The following is a 15,640-nucleotide window of genomic DNA, read 5'->3' as shown; positions in this document are numbered from 1 at the left end:
AAAAGCGAAGGGTATCCCCGCATTTTGGCAACAAAATAGCTTAGCGCGCCACTTGGTGGTGCGGCTGATGCCGCCCATCGTCATGCTGGTGATTCTGGATTTGGCTGTCACCTGGATGCTGACACGCAAAATGCAGATTGAAGAATGGATGCTGCGTGACATTTTTTGGACGATGGCGCTGACCCAACTGATCTTGGTAGGGTTATTTACCTGGGTGTTAATACGTGGTGTACGCAGTGGGCTAGCGGCTATCCACGACTTAGCCGAACAAATTACTGAACGCGACGAAGAGGAAACGCTTAGCCCGTTGAATGTGGCGGGTGTACCTAAAGAGGGTTGCCTTTGGTCTTGCACGTGAACACGTTGCTGGCGCAATTGGATGATACGCTGCAAGCTCAAAAACGGTTTATAGGCCATGCGGCGCACCAGTTCCGTACACCGTTAAGCAGCTTGCGTTTGGAGTCTGAGTTAATGTTGGCTCAGAACTTGCCCGAAGAAGTACGTACGCGAGCTGAGCGCATTAAACGCATTTCAGATCGTATGATACGGTTGGGCGAGCAATTGCTGGTGTTGGCGAAAGCAGATGCCTCTACCAGTCCGCGCGATAGTTTAGAGCGCTTGGACCTTTGTGAGTGGTCTAGGAATACGGGAGGGGAGTGGTTTACTTCTGCCCGAGACAAGGGCATGCAGTTGCAACTGATTGCACCCGATCAGCCGGTGTGGATAGATGCCGATCCTATCTTGTTGGGTGAGTTGTTATCTAACCTAATTGATAATGCCTTGAACTACGGTGTGGGCGGAAATAATCAGCTTTCCATACGTATTAATGCCAATCCCCCATCACTGGCAGTGGAAGACAATGGCGCTGGCATACAAGAGCAAGAAGCGCAGCAGGTGTTCGAGGCTTTTTACCGTTCGCCGTCACAGGCTCATAAGGGGCGTGGTGCAGGTTTGGGCTTAGCTATTGTGCGAGAAATAGCCGTCGTGCATGGTGCATGGGTGAAGTTAAACAGCCGACCGCAGTTTCCGGGAACCCAGATTATGGTTATTTTTCCAGGTCCCCGTATTGGTACACGTTTACGTCGTCAACGTTTTCAGTCTGAGGACTGAGAGGGTTCAGACTCTTCTTCGTGATCGTCGTCAGTGTCTATACGGCTGATGCGTACTTCGCCTACGCGGCGATCTACCATTTCTACGATCTCAAAGCGTAAACCTTCGCTTTCAACCACATCGCCTACCTTAGGTAGCGCATCTAAGCTTTCCAGCATAAAGCTAGCAACGGAGTTAAAGTTGCGGGCAATGCTCAAGTGGTTGGGTAGGTTCAGCTCTTGCGCTAAGTGAAAGAGGTCTGTGCTGCCTTCCACTAGCCATTCGTTATCAGCAACTTTACGTATAGCGGGTTGCTCGTCCTCGTCGGGGAATTCGCCTGCAATGGCTTCTAGAATATCGATAGGGGTAAGCAGCCCCTCGATGGTGCCATACTCATCAGCGACCAAGACAAACTGCCCTTTGGACTGTTTAAGCATCTGAATCACCATCAGTGGGTCAGTGTGCTCGTGCGCAATAATAGGGGCGCGTAATTCAGACCATTGGGTGACGCCATCGTTATCTTTTAGGTCAGCCAGCAAGTCTTTGCTTTTCGCTACACCAATAATGTGGTCTAGCTGGCCATTACAGACAGGTAAGAAGCTGTGTGGTGTGTCGCGTAGCAACTGGCGTATGTCATCCGAAGAGTCTTCTGTGTTCACCCAGGTGATTTCATTTCTGGGTGTCATCAGCGACCGAATAGGGCGTTGGCTCAGATTCAGTACGCCACTGACCATCTTGCGCTCTTCTGCTTTAAAAGCTGATGAGTCTAGGGCGTCATGAATGTCATCACTAGAGGCAGAGCCTTCGATTTCGTCGTCAACAGGTTTGTTGCTGAGCAAGCGCATCACGGCATCGGCGGTTCTGTCGCGCATAGGAATGCGCTCTTGGTGACGCAGCACGCTGCGCCTAGCCAATTGATTAAAGAACTCAATAACAATGGAGAAACCAATGGCAGCGTAGAGGTAGCCTTTAGGAATGGTAAGGCCTAGACCTTCGGCAGCCAACGCTAAACCAATCATGAGCAAGAAGCTCAGACACAGTACGACCACGGTGGGGTGAGCATTCACAAAGCGTGTGAGTGGCTTGGATGCCCACATCATCAAGCCAATAGAGATCACTACAGCCGCCATCATGACGGGCAGGTGGTCTACCATACCAACAGCGGTAATCACGGCGTCTAGCGAGAATACGGCGTCTAAGACCACAATCTGGGCGACCACAATACCGAAGCTTGCGTAGGATTTGTTTTTCTCACGTACTATCGGTGGGCCTTCTAAGCGTTCGTGTAGTTCGCTGGTGGCTTTAAAAAGCAGGAATATCCCCCCCAGTAGCAGGATCAGGTCGCGTCCCGATAAGCTGAAAGGGCCTATGGAAAATAAGGGGGTTTTAAGCGTCACTAGCCATGAGATCACACTGAGCAGCAGCAGTCGCATCACCAGCGCGAGAGATAAACCGATGATGCGAGCACGGTCACGCTGATGCGGTGGCAGTTTATCGGCCAAGATGGCGATAAAAATAAGGTTGTCTATGCCCAGAACGATTTCAAGGACAATTAGTGTAACCAAGCCCGCCCATATGTTCGGGTCTGCAAGCCATTCCATGATTATGTGTGAAGCGAAAAAGAAAAAATAATAGGGTCTTTATATGACAGCAATGTCATTAGAGCTTAGATTCTGCATCAGTTTCCTCTAGAGGAGGGGATTTATGCGGTAAATCCATGTGACCGGGCTCGTTGGGGGCATAGGTAACAGTACGTTGGCTAAGTTCGCGTTTGATGGCAGCGCGCATCAGCAAAATAGCGGTAACAGGTGATGTGATAACCAATAGTAAGGTAATCAATAAGGGGTGAACAATAACGTGATCACTGAGGTAAGAATACATCAACACCATTGCCAACAACATAAAAAACACGCCTAAGGTGTTACCCAATGTTGGTGCATGCATACGGCTAAAGAAGTGCCGTAATCGAATAAGGCCTAAAGATCCCACCAGCGTAACAATGCCGCTTAACACGAGCAGTAGGGCTGTGGGGATACTAATCCAGAGTGGAATGTCGTTCATGGTTCAATGACCTCACCACGTAGCAAAAACTTGGCCATAGCGGCAGAGCCTACAAAGCCAAACAAGGCAATCAACAAAGCAATATCAAAATACAAACGCGAGTCAAAACGCATGCCCAATGCTAGCAAGGCCAGCATGCCGTTTACATACATGGTATCCAGTGCAAGTACGCGATCACAGGCAGTAGGGCCTGTAGATATTCTATAAGCCGCCACACTCATACCAATGACAAAGCATGCCAAGGCAAAAAGGCTAGACCAATAAATGATGCTGTTCATTCAAAAATCTCTATAAGTGGCTGTTGATAGCGTTTCTGTATGGTATCTAGCCACTGCTGTTCATCTTTGAGATCCAACACATGCAGTGTCAGGATATTTTTTTCTTCATTAAAGCCAGACCATACGGTACCTGGTGTGTAGGTCACAATGCAGGCCAACGCACTGAGTCCGTGTGGGTCAGTGATGGTAAGCGGGATGTCCAGAAAGCCAGGAGTGGCGCCGGATTTATCGCCTTTAAGCACGATTCTGCCTACGTCTATATTTGAGTTCACAATGTCTACAAACACGTGCCACATCAAACGCAAGGCAATAAAGGGGTGGCGTAAACTGGCTCGTACAGGACGGAAAGGAATGGCTGCCAATGACAATAAAATGGCGAGCACCGCACCTAAGGCAATGTTACCGGGCGATAGCGAGCTATTGAGTAGCAGCCAAAAAACCAATAAAAAGACAGGAAGAATCAGGAAACTGAGTTTTTTCCTCATGATGTTTCTCCTGTGTTGACGGGGCGGTCGGAGTTTTTCATGAGCACGGCATTAATGTAAGCGCTGGGTCTATCTAAGTAGCGGGCCGTGTCTTCTAAGTAGCTAGTAATGGGACCTGCCTGAATACTTAGCCAGACGCAGATGGTGATCAGTACAGTAACGGGGAATGCTTCGGTAGGGCGCAAGTGCGGCACACTGATATTGTTATGGCTCCAGAACAGTCGGATACCGGTACGAGACAGTGCAATGATGCCGATGAAGCCAGCCAACAACAAGGTGGCTGTAAAAATCCACGCGTTAAGTGGGTCTGGCGTATAACTAGACGCTTGCAGCGCTGCCAGAATTAACGAGAATTTAGCGACGAAACCAGAGAGTGGTGGCAGCCCAATAATAATCAAGGCGCAGGCAATAAAGCTCATACCCAAAAACACCAAGGCGGCGGGAATGGCTCTACCGACTACATCGCTGCTGTCATCTTCGTCGTCGTTATCGGTTAGCGCAAAGGCTTCCGCACTGGCAGCCAAGAAGTCGGAACCAAAACTTTGAGCGCGGTCTACCATTTCTAGCAGCATGAAAAATGCGCCTAAGCCCAGCACGGAACTGATCATGTAATACAGAGCAGGCCCAGTTAGAATCACACCGGGCATGCCCAGTGCGGCCAACAGTGTGCCGGACGATAAAATTACACAGTAGCCCGCCATACGTTGGGTGTTGTGGGCTGCGAGCGTACCTACCGCACCAAAGATTAGAGTAGCCACACCTGCAGGGAACATCCATGCTCCACCAAAGGCAGCGGGAGCACCTGTAGGTTCTAACAGTGTACCTATACGCAATAAGGCATAAATACCTACTTTGGTCATGATGGAAAACATGCCAGCAACCGGTGGGCTGCTGTTGGCATAGCCATCAATTAACCAGTAGTTCAGTGGCCATGCTGCTGCTTTAATAAGGAAGGCAATGCCCAGAACGGCGGCTGCACTTTCAAACAGCAAACGATCGGGCCCCGACAAATGGCCCGCTATCACGGCCAAATGTGCCATGTTCAGTGTGCCAGTCACACCATAAATCAGTGCCAAGGCGATCAGCAGTAAGAACGAGGCAATCAGGTTAACGGCAATGTAATGTAATCCAGCATTGACGCGGGCTTTGCCTGAGCCATGCAGCATTAGACCGTAAGAGGCGGCTAACAGCACCTCAAAGAATACGAACAGGTTAAACAAGTCGCCAGTGAGGAAAGCGCCGTTCAAACCCATTAACAACAATTGAAACAACGGGTGGAAGTGCACGCCCGAGCGATCCCAGCGTGCAGTGGCATATACCCATGTGGTAGCACCCAATACGGCAGTCAGCAACAGCATGAGGGCTGATAGTCTATCAACCACCACCACAATACCGAAGGGGGCAGGCCAGTCGCCAAGCAGGTAGACGCCAACACCGTCAGGCCACAAGGTTTCGATGGTGCCATCGGCCATATTTAACAGCAGCACGGCAACCAGCAATTGCAGCGCAAACGAGATAACGCTGATGACTATCTTGTAACGACGAAACTTATCCTGACGCAGCAGCATTAAACCTGCTGCAATCAACGGAATAATAATGGGGAAAATGGGCAGGTGTTTCAACAGCATCACAGCTCATTATCCTCGCGACCGTCTACGTGGTCAGTGCCGCTTAAGCCGCGGTTAGCCAGTAGTACTACTAGAAAAAGGGCGGTGGTAGCAAAGCCAATCACAATGGCAGTAAGCACCAGCGCTTGGGGAAGGGGGTCAGCATAACTGCTAGGGTCTGCACCCAGTTCAGGGTTGATCACTGCAGGCGCATTAAGCGTGATGCGCCCCATGGAAAAAATGAACAAGTTCACCGCGTAGGACAACAAGGACAGCCCCATGATGACCTGAAACGTACGTGGACGCAGCAGCAGCCAGACGCCTGAGCCTGCCAAAATCCCTATAGCTAAAGAGAGAACGATTTCCATTATTCTTCGGTACGTAGTGAGTTTTGGGGAGCAGGCAATTTGCGGTAGAAACGCAGAGACTGGTGAGCCAGTGCCAGCAACATCAAAATAGTGGAACCTACCACCAGCATGTAAACGCCTATATCAAACAGCAGGGCGCTAGTGGCATGCACGTCTCCTACCCACGGCAGCGTAATGTGCCATTCCAATGCAGCCAAGAAGGGGCGGTTAAACCACCATACGATCATGGCGGCAAAGCCGGCCAGCAACATGCCCAGAGAAATCCACGTTTGCGGGTGCAGCAAGGGGCGGGACTCTACCCACACAATGCCATTCACCATGTACTGTATCAAAATGGCGGTGGCCATAATCAAGCCGCCCACAAAACCGCCGCCAGGCAGGTTGTGGCCACGCAGCAGGAAGTAGATGGAGATCAGTGCAGCAATAGGCAGCAAGACTCGCATCAGTATGGCAGGCACTTTGGTGACCCCATAAGGCACAGCTTGGTTGGGGTCAGGCTCTTCAAACGTCGCGGACTCTAGTGGAGACAGTACTTCAGCTTTTTGTACTAGCTGGCCATATTTATGGCGAATTTCAAGTGGTGTGGTAATGGTTTCGACCGGTGGGCGGAATCGACGCAGCAGTGCATAAACACTGAGGGCCACAATACCCAGTACCGTGATTTCACCAAAGGTATCAAAACCACGGAAGTCCACCAGAATGACGTTCACCACGTTGGCGCCACCGCCTAAAGGTAGGGCTTGTTGTACCAAGAAGGGCGAGACGCCATCTTCAACCGGTGGGCGTGTCATGATGGTATAGGCCAGTACCGATAAGCCAGCACCGGACAGTACCGCAATGGTTAAGTCTCGACCACGACGTCGTAGTGCCTTAAAGCGCGAGAGTGGCGAAATGTCGTCTTCGTCGGTAGGCAAACGTTTAGGCAACCAACGTAAACCTAGAAGAATTAGTACGACGGTAACCACTTCAACAGCCAACTGAGTCAAGGCCAAGTCGGGAGCCGACAGCCATGCGTAGGTCAAGCTGGTAATTAATCCTGCAGCGCCAGAGAGCAGCAGCGCTGCTGGTCTGTGGAATTTCGCTTGGTACGCAGCACCAATAGCACACGCAGCCCCTGCAATCCACATCAACGCAAAAAGCGGATCCATGGTGGTGGACTGCTGCGGAATAAACCAGGTGCCACGGAATAAGGGCAGGGCGGTTACGACTAAGGTGGCCAGCAGAATCAACAGAACTTGGCGTTGTAAGCGCGGCGAATAGGTTTTGTCGATGATGAAGTCTGCTGCGGTTTCAGTCCACCCAAGGAAGGCCTCAAAAATACGCTGACCATCTACACGGTACAAAATAGGTGCACGGTCTGAGCGTCCTTGGCGGTAGTTGTCCAGCAGGAACACCAACATCACACCGGCTAGCATGGCGATAATGCTCATCACCAAAGGCAGGTTAAACCCATGCCAAATACGCAGACTGAAGTCTGGCATTTTAAGATTCAGAATAGAGTGCGCCGCTACATCAAGGAAGGGGGCAACGGTGTAACCAGGGATCATCCCTACGGCTAAACAGATCAACACTAAGATGATGCTAGGAATAAGCATCTGTATAGGCGGCTCGTGTGGCTCACGCGGCAAGTTTTTAGCGGGAGGCCCAAAGAACACCTGCATAATAAAGCGCAAGGAATAGGCCACGCTAAAGGCACTAGCAATCACGGCAATCAGCGGAATCACGTAATCCCACGAACTCCCGTTAGCCGTTTCCACGGCTTCGGCAAAGAACATTTCTTTAGAGAGAAAGCCGTTTAACAGGGGCACGCCAGCCATCGCCGCGGCGGCTACACTGGCTAGTAAGGCTGTAATAGGCATGGCATAGCGCAAGCCAGACAACCTATTTAAATTACGAGTTCCTGTTTCATGGTCCACAATCCCTGTCGCCATAAACAGCGATGCTTTAAAGGTGGCGTGGTTAATGATGTGGAAGATGGCGGCAATCAGTGCCATGGCACTGTTCATGCCCAGCAGCAGGGTGATCAAGCCAAGATGGCTAATGGTGGAATAGGCTAAGACACCTTTCATGTCTCGCTGGAAGGTGGCTAAGTAAGCCCCTAGCAGCAGGGTAATGAGCCCCGATCCACCAATTAAGATGGCCCATTCTGTGGTGCCAGCCAAGACGGGCCAGAAACGTGCCAACAAGAATACGCCTGCTTTCACCATGGTGGCCGAGTGCAGGTAGGCCGATACCGGCGTCGGTGCGGCCATGGCTCGAGGTAGCCAAATATGGAAGGGGAATTGGGCGCTTTTACTTAATGCGCCGGCTGCTACCATCAGCAGCAGCACGGGGTACCACGCGCTTTGGCGTATGCGGTCACCCGAAATGAGAATTTCACCTAAGTCGTAGGTGCCGGCTACTTGGCCCATCATGAGCACGCCCGCCAGCAAACACAGACCGCCGCCGCCCGTGATAATCAGCGACATGCGAGCACCACGGCGCGCGTCTCGTCGGTGATACCAGTAGGCAATCAGCATGAAGGAAGACAGACTGGTTAGCTCCCAGAACACCACTAACTGGATGACGTTCCCGGATAGCACTACCCCCAGCATCGCCCCCATGAAAATTTGCAAAAAGGCAAAAAATCGGCGTACAGGCTCTTGGGCGGAAAGGTAGTAGTGGGCGTAAAGTGCGATTAATGCACCCATCCCCGTGATGATGATACTGAACAACCAAGCCAGACCATCCATGCGTAAATTGAAGTAGATGTTATACGCAGGAATCCAGTCGGAGGAAAACAGTAACACCTCATTACGCGAGATAGCCGGAAAGTTGGCTAAAGTAAAGAGGGCACAGGTTAAGGCAACCATCCCGGCAAGCGGAGCCTGAAGTTTTCGGGAGTCGGCAGATAATAACGATGAGATCAGCCCACCAACGAATGGGAGGGCTAGGATGACAAGCAAAGACATCGGGCTCCGGGGAAGACGAGATGTATAGAACCTAATAACGGGTGATGTTCTAATAATACGATATTACTGGTAATTTCCACACATAATCTGCTAAAAAAAATGAAATTGCTCTGAACGTGCTTGATAAAGGTCAATGAGGAATTGTCCTATTGCGGTCAAAATACTTGATAGCTAGCAAAAGATTTCGTAGGTTTCTGGAGAGTTTCATGGATATTGCACTGGCACAAACCCCACAGCAGCGTGCCACTAAAGAGGCAACTGCTTCGTTTCAAGTTCCAGAGGCATTGATCCGGCGTTTCAATAGTTCGGGCCCACGTTATACCTCGTACCCGACTGCAGACAGATTTCTAGACGAGTTCGCACAGCAACACTATTTAGACGCGTTAGCGATGCGCGCTAGTAGCACGCAGCACATGCCCTTGTCGTTGTACTTCCACCTGCCATTCTGTACATCGCTGTGCTATTTCTGTGCGTGTAACAAAATCATCACACAAGACAAATCGCGTTCAGAAGAGTACCTACGGTATTTGTTTAAAGAAATGGCGATGGTGGTCCCTCATTTGGGTGACGATCGCAAAACGGGGCAGTTGCACCTAGGTGGCGGTTCGCCCACGTTCTTGTCCAACGAGCAAATGTCGTTGCTGATGCAAGAGGTAAGAAAGCACTTTGATTTCACGGGTGATGCAGAAATCAGTGTGGAAATTGACCCTCGCACTATAGATGACCAAATGTTGGCGCATTTGGCGAGTTTGGGCTTTAACCGTACTAGCTTCGGCGTGCAGGACTTTGATGTGGCTGTGCAAGAGGCCATACATCGCATACAGCCTTACGACATGGTTGCCAAAGCGATTGAAACCAGTAGGGCAGTGGGTTTTGAGTCTATTAATACCGATTTGATTTATGGCTTGCCTAAACAAAGCGTGCAAAGTTTTAGCGCGACGCTGGATCAGTTGATAGCACTGCGTCCCGACCGTATTGCCTTATATAACTATGCGCATTTGCCACAGCGGTTTAAGGCGCAGCGGTTAATTAACGAGCAAGATTTGCCCGATGCGGAAACGCGCTTGCAAATCTTTTTGATGGCAACGCAGCGTTTGCTGGATGCGGGCTATGACTACATAGGCTTGGATCACTTTGCTTTACCAGGTGATGAGCTAAGCCGTGCGCGTTTGGATCAAAGCTTACATAGAAACTTTCAAGGTTACACCACACGCGCAGACAGCGATTTGGTGGCGTTTGGGGTATCGGCGATAGGGAAGGTGCAAGGCACCCATGTACAAAACGATAGGTCGCTTAAAGCCTATTACGCCTGTTTGGACGATAATCGTTTGCCGGTAAGTCGCGGCATACAAATGACGGCTGATGATGAACTGCGTGCAGAGGTCATCATGCAGTTAATGTGCAGTATGCCGGTAGATAAAGCGGCAGTCGCGCAACGACACGGTATCGTGTTTGATGAGTATTTTTCCGATGAGCTGCAGCGGTTGAGCCAGTTTGAAGAAGCAGGGCTAATCACTGTTGATGAGCGTATGCTGCGTGTTACCGACACGGGGCGTTTGTTTGTGCGAGGTATCAGCATGGTGTTTGATGCCCACCTGCATAAACGTACAACCGCGACTTACTCGCGGCTTATTTGATGACTAAAAGTTAAAGGACTCCCTGTGTTAGAAACCATTGTTGAGCGGTTACGGTTAAAGGGTAAGGAGTTGCTGCCTGTAGTTCAGGGTGGGATGGGTGTGGGCGTGTCTGCGCACCGCTTGGCTGGCAGCGTAGCAGCGCTGGGAGCAATGGGAACTATCTCCAGTGTGGACTTACGTAGGCACCATCCTGATTTGATGGAGCGCACTCATAAAAGCAAAGACAGCAGCCTAATTGATAGAGTGAATCTGGAAGCGTTGGATAGAGAAATCCAAAAGGCGAAGGCGCTGGCAAAAGGGTGCGGTGCTGTGGCGGTGAACATCATGCGTGCTGTGTCCCAGTATGCAGCGTATGTGAAGCAGGCCTGCGAAAGCGGCGCAGATGCAGTCGTTGTGGGTGCGGGCTTACCTTTGGATTTGCCTGAGCTTACTGCGGATCACCCTAATGTGGCTTTGATCCCGATTTTGTCGGATGCCCGGGGTATTCAGTTGGTGTTGCGTAAATGGATGCGTAAAAACCGTTTGCCGGATGCCATCGTTATTGAGAACCCTAAATTTGCAGCAGGCCACTTGGGCTTGGCCGATTTAGAACAAATGAACGATCCCATGTACGCCTTCCCACGTGTGTTAGAGGAAACGCGTGAGGTGTTCAAAAAACTGGATTTGGAAAAAGAAAATATTTCCCTGATTGTGGCGGGTGGGATTAACAACCCTGATCAGGTGAAAACGCTATTGGGGCAGGGTGCAGATGCGATTCAGTTGGGTACTGCTTTTGCCGTCACAGAAGAGGGTGATGCCAATATACGTTTCAAGCAAGTGTTGGCGCAGGCTAAGCCTGAGGATATCGTAACCTTTATGAGTGTGGCGGGCTTGCCTGCGCGAGCAGTACGTACACCATGGTTAGATTCTTACTTGCATAAAGAATCTAAACTGCAAGCCGTGGCGCAAGAACGAGCGTGTTCCGAGGGCTTTGATTGCTTGGCACATTGCGGCTTGCGCGATGGCGTAGCCCGTAGTGGTCAGTTTTGTATAGACCGACGATTGGCATATGCCCTAGAGGGTGATGTGGATCGAGGCTTGTTTTTCCGTAGTTCAGAACGATTACCGCTGGGGGAACAAATTGGATCCGTGCGCGACTTGATGGAGTACTTATTGCAAGCTGTGCGCGTAGGCATTCCTGCCCACGCCTAACCTTACTTAACAACTGCCTCGTTTGGGGCAGTTGTTGTATCAACTGGGCTGCTGCGCTCATAGAGTTGCTGAGCTTGCGTAGAGTCCAGTTTAAAGTTGGGATCATCAAAGGTGGCCTGAGGGCTACTCGCCATTTTCTGCAGAAAGTTCTCCCAAGGCTGCGAGGCAGGTTTGGGGGCTTCTGGCGCTTTGCGCAGAGCACGCGATGGGGTTTGTTTTTGCTCAGGCGAATAATTGGCGACATCAAATTGCCCAGTCATAATGCCTATTTCACGTAATACAGCAAAGGCTTGCACGGGATTACGAAATTGGCGTGGTTGGCGGCTTTTGCTGGTGATCAATATAGCCGTCTGAGTAGAACGCATTTGAATCTGAATAAAAAATGCGTCACCTTGCCCTTTCACAATGACATTGGTCACGCCGCCAGCTTGGGTGGCAGCACGCAATTGTGGCAAAGTAAAAGATTGCAGGGTACAGGAGGCCGAGAGGGTGCTCATTGGGTGATCAAAATTACGGTGAAAGTTGTGACAAGTGCACATTATGCCGTGTATCGCCTGATTTCGCATCTTCCGGTAAGTAGAAGCCCCCGTATAACTGTGGGGGCGATATAATGAAAGATTGTTTATTTAGCGTACCGGTCCTTTCTCATGACAACGACTATTATTGAAAATCTTCCAGTAGGTCAAAAAGTGGGCATCGCCTTTTCTGGTGGCCTAGACACCAGCGCGGCCTTACTGTGGATGCGTAACAAAGGGGCTATCCCTTATGCTTACACTGCAAATCTGGGTCAGCCTGACGAGTCGGACTACGAAGCTATCCCACGTGCTGCGATGGCCTATGGCGCCAAAGATGCGCGCTTGGTGGATTGCCGTATGCAGTTGGTGGCAGAAGGTATTGCTGCTTTGCAAAGCGGTGCATTCCACGTCTCTACGGCTGGCGTAACCTACTTCAACACAACGCCTATTGGTCGCGCAGTAACTGGCACAATGCTGGTAGCAGCGATGAAAGAAGACGACGTCAACATCTGGGGTGATGGTAGTACCTACAAAGGAAACGACATTGAGCGTTTCTACCGTTATGGTTTGCTGACCAACCCTCAATTGCGTATTTACAAACCGTGGTTGGATCAACAGTTCATCGATGAACTGGGTGGTCGCTCGGAAATGTCTCAGTACATGCAAGAGCATGGCTTTGACTACAAAATGTCTGCTGAAAAAGCGTACTCCACAGATTCCAACATGTTGGGCGCTACACACGAAGCCAAAGACTTGGAATTCTTGAACAGCGGCATCAAGATCGTTAAACCTATTATGGGTGTAGCGTTCTGGCGTGACGACGTAGAAGTCAAAGCGGAAGTGGTAACGGTACGCTTTGAAGAAGGTCAGCCTGTAGCACTGAACGGCAAAGAGTTTGCTAACCCTGTTGAGTTGATGCTGGAAGCTAACCGCATCGGTGGTCGTCACGGCTTGGGCATGAGCGATCAAATCGAAAACCGTATTATCGAAGCGAAAAGCCGTGGTATTTACGAGGCTCCAGGTATGGCATTGCTGCACATTGCCTACGAGCGCTTGGTGTCTGGTATTCATAACGAAGACACTATCGAGCAATACCGTATTAATGGTCTGCGCTTGGGTCGCTTGTTGTACCAAGGTCGTTGGTTTGATCCTCAAGCCATCATGTTGCGCGAATCAGCACAGCGCTGGGTAGCTAAAGCGGTTACAGGTGAAGTAACGCTAGAGCTGCGTCGTGGTAATGACTATTCTATCTTGAATACAGAGTCGCCTAACCTGACTTACAAACCTGAGCGTTTGACGATGGAAAAAGAGGGTGATGGCACCTTCTCTCCACGCGATCGTATTGGTCAGCTGACAATGCGTAACATGGATATCATCGATACCCGTGAAAAACTGTTCACCTACTCTGAGGCAGGTTTGCTGACTTCGGGTTCTGGTGCAGAGATGCCTAAGCTGAAAGGCTAATGGTTAAGTGAGCAGCCTAAATCGGGTTGCTCTACTTACTATCCTATGCAGCAATAAAAAAGCCACCCAATGGGTGGCTTTTTTGTGGATGAACACGTTGTGTGGCCTTAGTCGTCCAACTGGCCCAGCAACAAGAATTCCATCAACGCTTTTTGTACGTGCATACGGTTTTCAGCTTCATCCCATACAACGCTTTGGTCGCCGTCTATCACGTCAGCGCTAACTTCTTCGCCGCGGTGAGCGGGCAAGCAGTGCATGAAAAGGGCGTCTGCGTTGGCCTCGGCCATCATGTCGCTGTCTACGCACCAGTCGGCAAAGGCTTTGCGGCGTGCTTCGTTTTCATCTTCAAAGCCCATGCTGGTCCAGACATCGGTGGTGACGAGGTCAGCGCCTCTGCAGGCTTCCATGGGGTCAGTGAATTCTTGGAACACAGCAGGGTCAGGGGTGCCGATAAGGTTTTGATCCAGTGTGTAGCCTTGCGGGGCTGAGATATGCAGTTTGAAGCCTAGTAACTCAGCAGCTTGCAGCCAGGTGTAGGCCATGTTGTTGCCATCGCCTACCCATGCCACGGTTTTGCCTGCAATACTGCCACGGTGTTCTATGTAGGTGAAGATATCGGCCAAGATTTGGCAGGGGTGATATTCATTGGTTAAACCGTTGATGACGGGCACACGAGAGAACTCAGCAAAACGCTCTAGGCGGCTTTGTTCAAAGGTGCGGATCATCACGATATCTACCATGCGTGAAATTACGCGTGCGGTGTCTTCTATGGGCTCAGAGCGGCCTAGCTGAGAGTCATTGGCTGTTAGGTTGATGACTTCGCCGCCTAGCTGATACATACCCGCCTCAAACGAGACGCGAGTGCGGGTGCTGGCCTTCTCGAACACCATCGCCAGAGTACGGTCGTGCAGTGTGTGGTGGGGCTGGTAGTTTTTGAAGTGGTCTTTGATGACGCGAGCTCGGTGCAGAAGATAAAGGATTTCTTCTTTGTTCAGATCACTAAACTGTAGGAAATGCCGTATCGGCGCTGCTTGAACCGTGGTACTCATAAAAAACCCTAGGCAAAAGAAAACATATTACCCTGTAGTCGCCTATTGAGCAAAATTTGCTGTGTATGACAGCTATAAAACCATGCCTTATGAAATTATGTTCATAAAGGTGTAGTGTTGCATGCAATGCGATACAATGCCGATGACGAAAATTTTTTATGATTAAGCTAAAGGCTATTGGGCATTTTGAATTAGCATGACAGGGCAACTCCAGCTTACGATTCACGGAACAACTAATGAAGGTCAGCGTTTCAGACCCAGCGATTGGGCGGAGCGTTTGGCGGGCGTGATGTCTCAATTTAGGCCAGCAGGTGCTGCTGGTGGTCATTTAACCTATTCCCCTTATGTGGTACCCCGATTGATTGATGGGGTGCGCTGCGTGGTTGTGGATGCACGACTAAGGGACTTAGAACCACTGGCGTGGAAATTTGTTGTGGGCTTTGCGCAAGACAACAATTTAAAAACGTCCGGTATGCCAACGGACTAATACGGCCAAAATAAGTGGCTCTTTGTTTTTGGTAAAAAGTGGCGCTATAAATATATACAGCAGCAAAGAAAAAAGTTGGGTTTAGAAAATATTCGGCAATAAAAAAAGGGTGCTTAAGCACCCTTTTTTACGACCAGGTCGCTGCCAATTAAACCCAACTTTCAATCATTAGGCAGCCATTGCCTTAACGGCAGCAGCCAGGCGGCTTTTATGACGAGCGGCCTTGTTTTTGTGAATGATGTTTTTGTCAGCAACGCGATCGATCACGCTGGATGCTTTGCGCAGCACTTCGTTAGCAGCTGTCTGATCGCCAGCTTCTACAGCTTGACGCACACGTTTGATGGATGTGCGCAGCATGGAGCGGATGCTGGAGTTGTGTTTGTTACGTGCCACTGCTTGGCGGGCACGTTTGCGAGCTTGTGCGGAATTAGCCATATGTATAATAAATTGATTAGTAA

Annotated in this window: 14 protein-coding genes and 1 pseudogene; 5 read left to right on the top strand and 10 right to left on the bottom strand. The window is 50.2% G+C overall.

What is annotated here, in order from left to right; genetic code table 11:
• Positions 1 to 67: 67 nt before the first annotated feature.
• Positions 68 to 1,110: pseudogene (locus GY634_RS05905) on the top strand (sensor histidine kinase).
• Here GY634_RS05905 and GY634_RS05900 read toward each other — a convergent pair.
• Genes GY634_RS05900 through GY634_RS05870 form a run of 7 tightly spaced genes read right to left on the bottom strand, consistent with a single transcriptional unit; the run spans position 1,095 to position 8,839 of the window.
• On the bottom strand, positions 1,095 to 2,690 hold the full coding sequence (locus GY634_RS05900; protein ID WP_166407627.1) for a TerC family protein: 1,596 nt from the start codon (positions 2,688 to 2,690) through the stop codon (positions 1,095 to 1,097). The pseudogene GY634_RS05905 and the gene GY634_RS05900 sit on opposite strands and share 16 nt — an antisense overlap.
• Before the next feature lie 58 nt (positions 2,691 to 2,748).
• Positions 2,749 to 3,150, bottom strand: a complete 402-nt coding sequence (mnhG, locus tag GY634_RS05895; RefSeq protein ID WP_166407626.1) for a monovalent cation/H(+) antiporter subunit G — start codon at positions 3,148 to 3,150, stop codon at positions 2,749 to 2,751.
• The gene (locus GY634_RS05890; protein ID WP_135866849.1) at positions 3,147 to 3,428 is read right to left on the bottom strand and encodes a K+/H+ antiporter subunit F; all 282 of its coding nucleotides are present in this window, start codon (positions 3,426 to 3,428) and stop codon (positions 3,147 to 3,149) included. Before GY634_RS05890 ends, mnhG begins: the two co-directional genes overlap by 4 nt.
• Positions 3,425 to 3,913 (bottom strand): Na+/H+ antiporter subunit E, encoded by a 489-nt coding sequence (locus GY634_RS05885; RefSeq protein ID WP_166407625.1) that lies wholly within the window; start codon positions 3,911 to 3,913, stop codon positions 3,425 to 3,427. Before GY634_RS05885 ends, GY634_RS05890 begins: the two co-directional genes overlap by 4 nt.
• Positions 3,910 to 5,541 carry a monovalent cation/H+ antiporter subunit D gene (locus tag GY634_RS05880; RefSeq protein WP_166407624.1) on the bottom strand — a complete coding sequence of 544 codons (1,632 nt, stop codon included), beginning with the start codon at positions 5,539 to 5,541 and terminating at the stop codon, positions 3,910 to 3,912. Before GY634_RS05880 ends, GY634_RS05885 begins: the two co-directional genes overlap by 4 nt.
• Positions 5,541 to 5,888, bottom strand: a complete 348-nt coding sequence (locus tag GY634_RS05875; protein WP_166407623.1) for a Na+/H+ antiporter subunit C — start codon at positions 5,886 to 5,888, stop codon at positions 5,541 to 5,543. Before GY634_RS05875 ends, GY634_RS05880 begins: the two co-directional genes overlap by 1 nt.
• Entirely contained in the window at positions 5,888 to 8,839 is a 2,952-nt protein-coding gene (locus GY634_RS05870) for a monovalent cation/H+ antiporter subunit A (RefSeq protein ID WP_166407622.1), read from the bottom strand. The genes GY634_RS05875 and GY634_RS05870 overlap by 1 nt, the downstream gene beginning before the upstream one ends.
• A 206-nt stretch (positions 8,840 to 9,045) precedes the next feature.
• Here GY634_RS05870 and hemN point away from each other — a divergent pair, with 206 nt between their 5' ends.
• Both hemN and GY634_RS05860 read left to right on the top strand, forming a co-directional pair.
• A complete protein-coding gene (hemN, locus tag GY634_RS05865) occupies positions 9,046 to 10,476 on the top strand; it encodes an oxygen-independent coproporphyrinogen III oxidase (protein ID WP_166407621.1) in 1,431 nt (476 codons plus the stop codon).
• A gap of 24 nt (positions 10,477 to 10,500) precedes the next feature.
• Positions 10,501 to 11,667 (top strand): NAD(P)H-dependent flavin oxidoreductase, encoded by a 1,167-nt coding sequence (locus tag GY634_RS05860; RefSeq protein WP_242683620.1) that lies wholly within the window; start codon positions 10,501 to 10,503, stop codon positions 11,665 to 11,667.
• A gap of 2 nt (positions 11,668 to 11,669) precedes the next feature.
• Here GY634_RS05860 and GY634_RS05855 read toward each other — a convergent pair whose 3' ends face one another.
• Complete coding sequence (locus GY634_RS05855) at positions 11,670 to 12,164, bottom strand: hypothetical protein (RefSeq protein WP_166407620.1); 495 nt, start codon at positions 12,162 to 12,164, stop codon at positions 11,670 to 11,672.
• A 150-nt stretch (positions 12,165 to 12,314) separates the two neighbouring features.
• Between GY634_RS05855 and argG the strand changes: the two genes are divergently transcribed.
• Complete coding sequence (gene argG / locus GY634_RS05850; RefSeq protein WP_166407619.1) at positions 12,315 to 13,646, top strand: argininosuccinate synthase; 1,332 nt, start codon at positions 12,315 to 12,317, stop codon at positions 13,644 to 13,646.
• Positions 13,647 to 13,753: 107 nt separating this feature from the next.
• Here argG and argF read toward each other — a convergent pair whose 3' ends face one another.
• Entirely contained in the window at positions 13,754 to 14,695 is a 942-nt protein-coding gene (gene argF, locus GY634_RS05845) for an ornithine carbamoyltransferase (protein ID WP_166407618.1), read from the bottom strand.
• 196 nt (positions 14,696 to 14,891) lie between these two features.
• Between argF and GY634_RS05840 the strand changes: the two genes are divergently transcribed.
• Complete coding sequence (locus GY634_RS05840; protein WP_166407617.1) at positions 14,892 to 15,182, top strand: DUF3579 domain-containing protein; 291 nt, start codon at positions 14,892 to 14,894, stop codon at positions 15,180 to 15,182.
• 168 nt (positions 15,183 to 15,350) lie between these two features.
• On the opposite strand, the gene rpsT is transcribed toward GY634_RS05840, so the two are convergent.
• Positions 15,351 to 15,617 (bottom strand): 30S ribosomal protein S20, encoded by a 267-nt coding sequence (gene rpsT, locus GY634_RS05835; protein WP_166407616.1) that lies wholly within the window; start codon positions 15,615 to 15,617, stop codon positions 15,351 to 15,353.
• Positions 15,618 to 15,640: the final 23 nt, after the last annotated feature.

Origin of the sequence: Paenalcaligenes suwonensis (assembly GCF_011290505.1) — a bacterium.
GTDB lineage: Bacteria > Pseudomonadota > Gammaproteobacteria > Burkholderiales > Burkholderiaceae_B > Paenalcaligenes > Paenalcaligenes suwonensis.
Note: the sequence above shows the minus strand (reverse complement) of the source record. Positions and strands in the feature narration are given on the sequence as shown.

Coding starts and splice junctions, on each gene's coding strand:
- GY634_RS05840 (WP_166407617.1), top strand. CDS start 14,892: ATGACAGGGCAACTCCAGCTTACGATTCACGGAACAACTAATGAAGGT.
- GY634_RS05870 (WP_166407622.1), bottom strand. CDS start 8,839: ATGTCTTTGCTTGTCATCCTAGCCCTCCCATTCGTTGGTGGGCTGATC.
- GY634_RS05885 (WP_166407625.1), bottom strand. CDS start 3,913: ATGAGGAAAAAACTCAGTTTCCTGATTCTTCCTGTCTTTTTATTGGTT.
- mnhG (WP_166407626.1), bottom strand. CDS start 3,150: ATGAACGACATTCCACTCTGGATTAGTATCCCCACAGCCCTACTGCTC.
- rpsT (WP_166407616.1), bottom strand. CDS start 15,617: ATGGCTAATTCCGCACAAGCTCGCAAACGTGCCCGCCAAGCAGTGGCA.
- argF (WP_166407618.1), bottom strand. CDS start 14,695: ATGAGTACCACGGTTCAAGCAGCGCCGATACGGCATTTCCTACAGTTT.
- GY634_RS05890 (WP_135866849.1), bottom strand. CDS start 3,428: ATGAACAGCATCATTTATTGGTCTAGCCTTTTTGCCTTGGCATGCTTT.
- GY634_RS05855 (WP_166407620.1), bottom strand. CDS start 12,164: ATGAGCACCCTCTCGGCCTCCTGTACCCTGCAATCTTTTACTTTGCCA.
- hemN (WP_166407621.1), top strand. CDS start 9,046: ATGGATATTGCACTGGCACAAACCCCACAGCAGCGTGCCACTAAAGAG.
- GY634_RS05900 (WP_166407627.1), bottom strand. CDS start 2,690: ATGGAATGGCTTGCAGACCCGAACATATGGGCGGGCTTGGTTACACTA.
- GY634_RS05880 (WP_166407624.1), bottom strand. CDS start 5,541: ATGCTGTTGAAACACCTGCCCATTTTCCCCATTATTATTCCGTTGATT.
- argG (WP_166407619.1), top strand. CDS start 12,315: ATGACAACGACTATTATTGAAAATCTTCCAGTAGGTCAAAAAGTGGGC.
- GY634_RS05875 (WP_166407623.1), bottom strand. CDS start 5,888: ATGGAAATCGTTCTCTCTTTAGCTATAGGGATTTTGGCAGGCTCAGGC.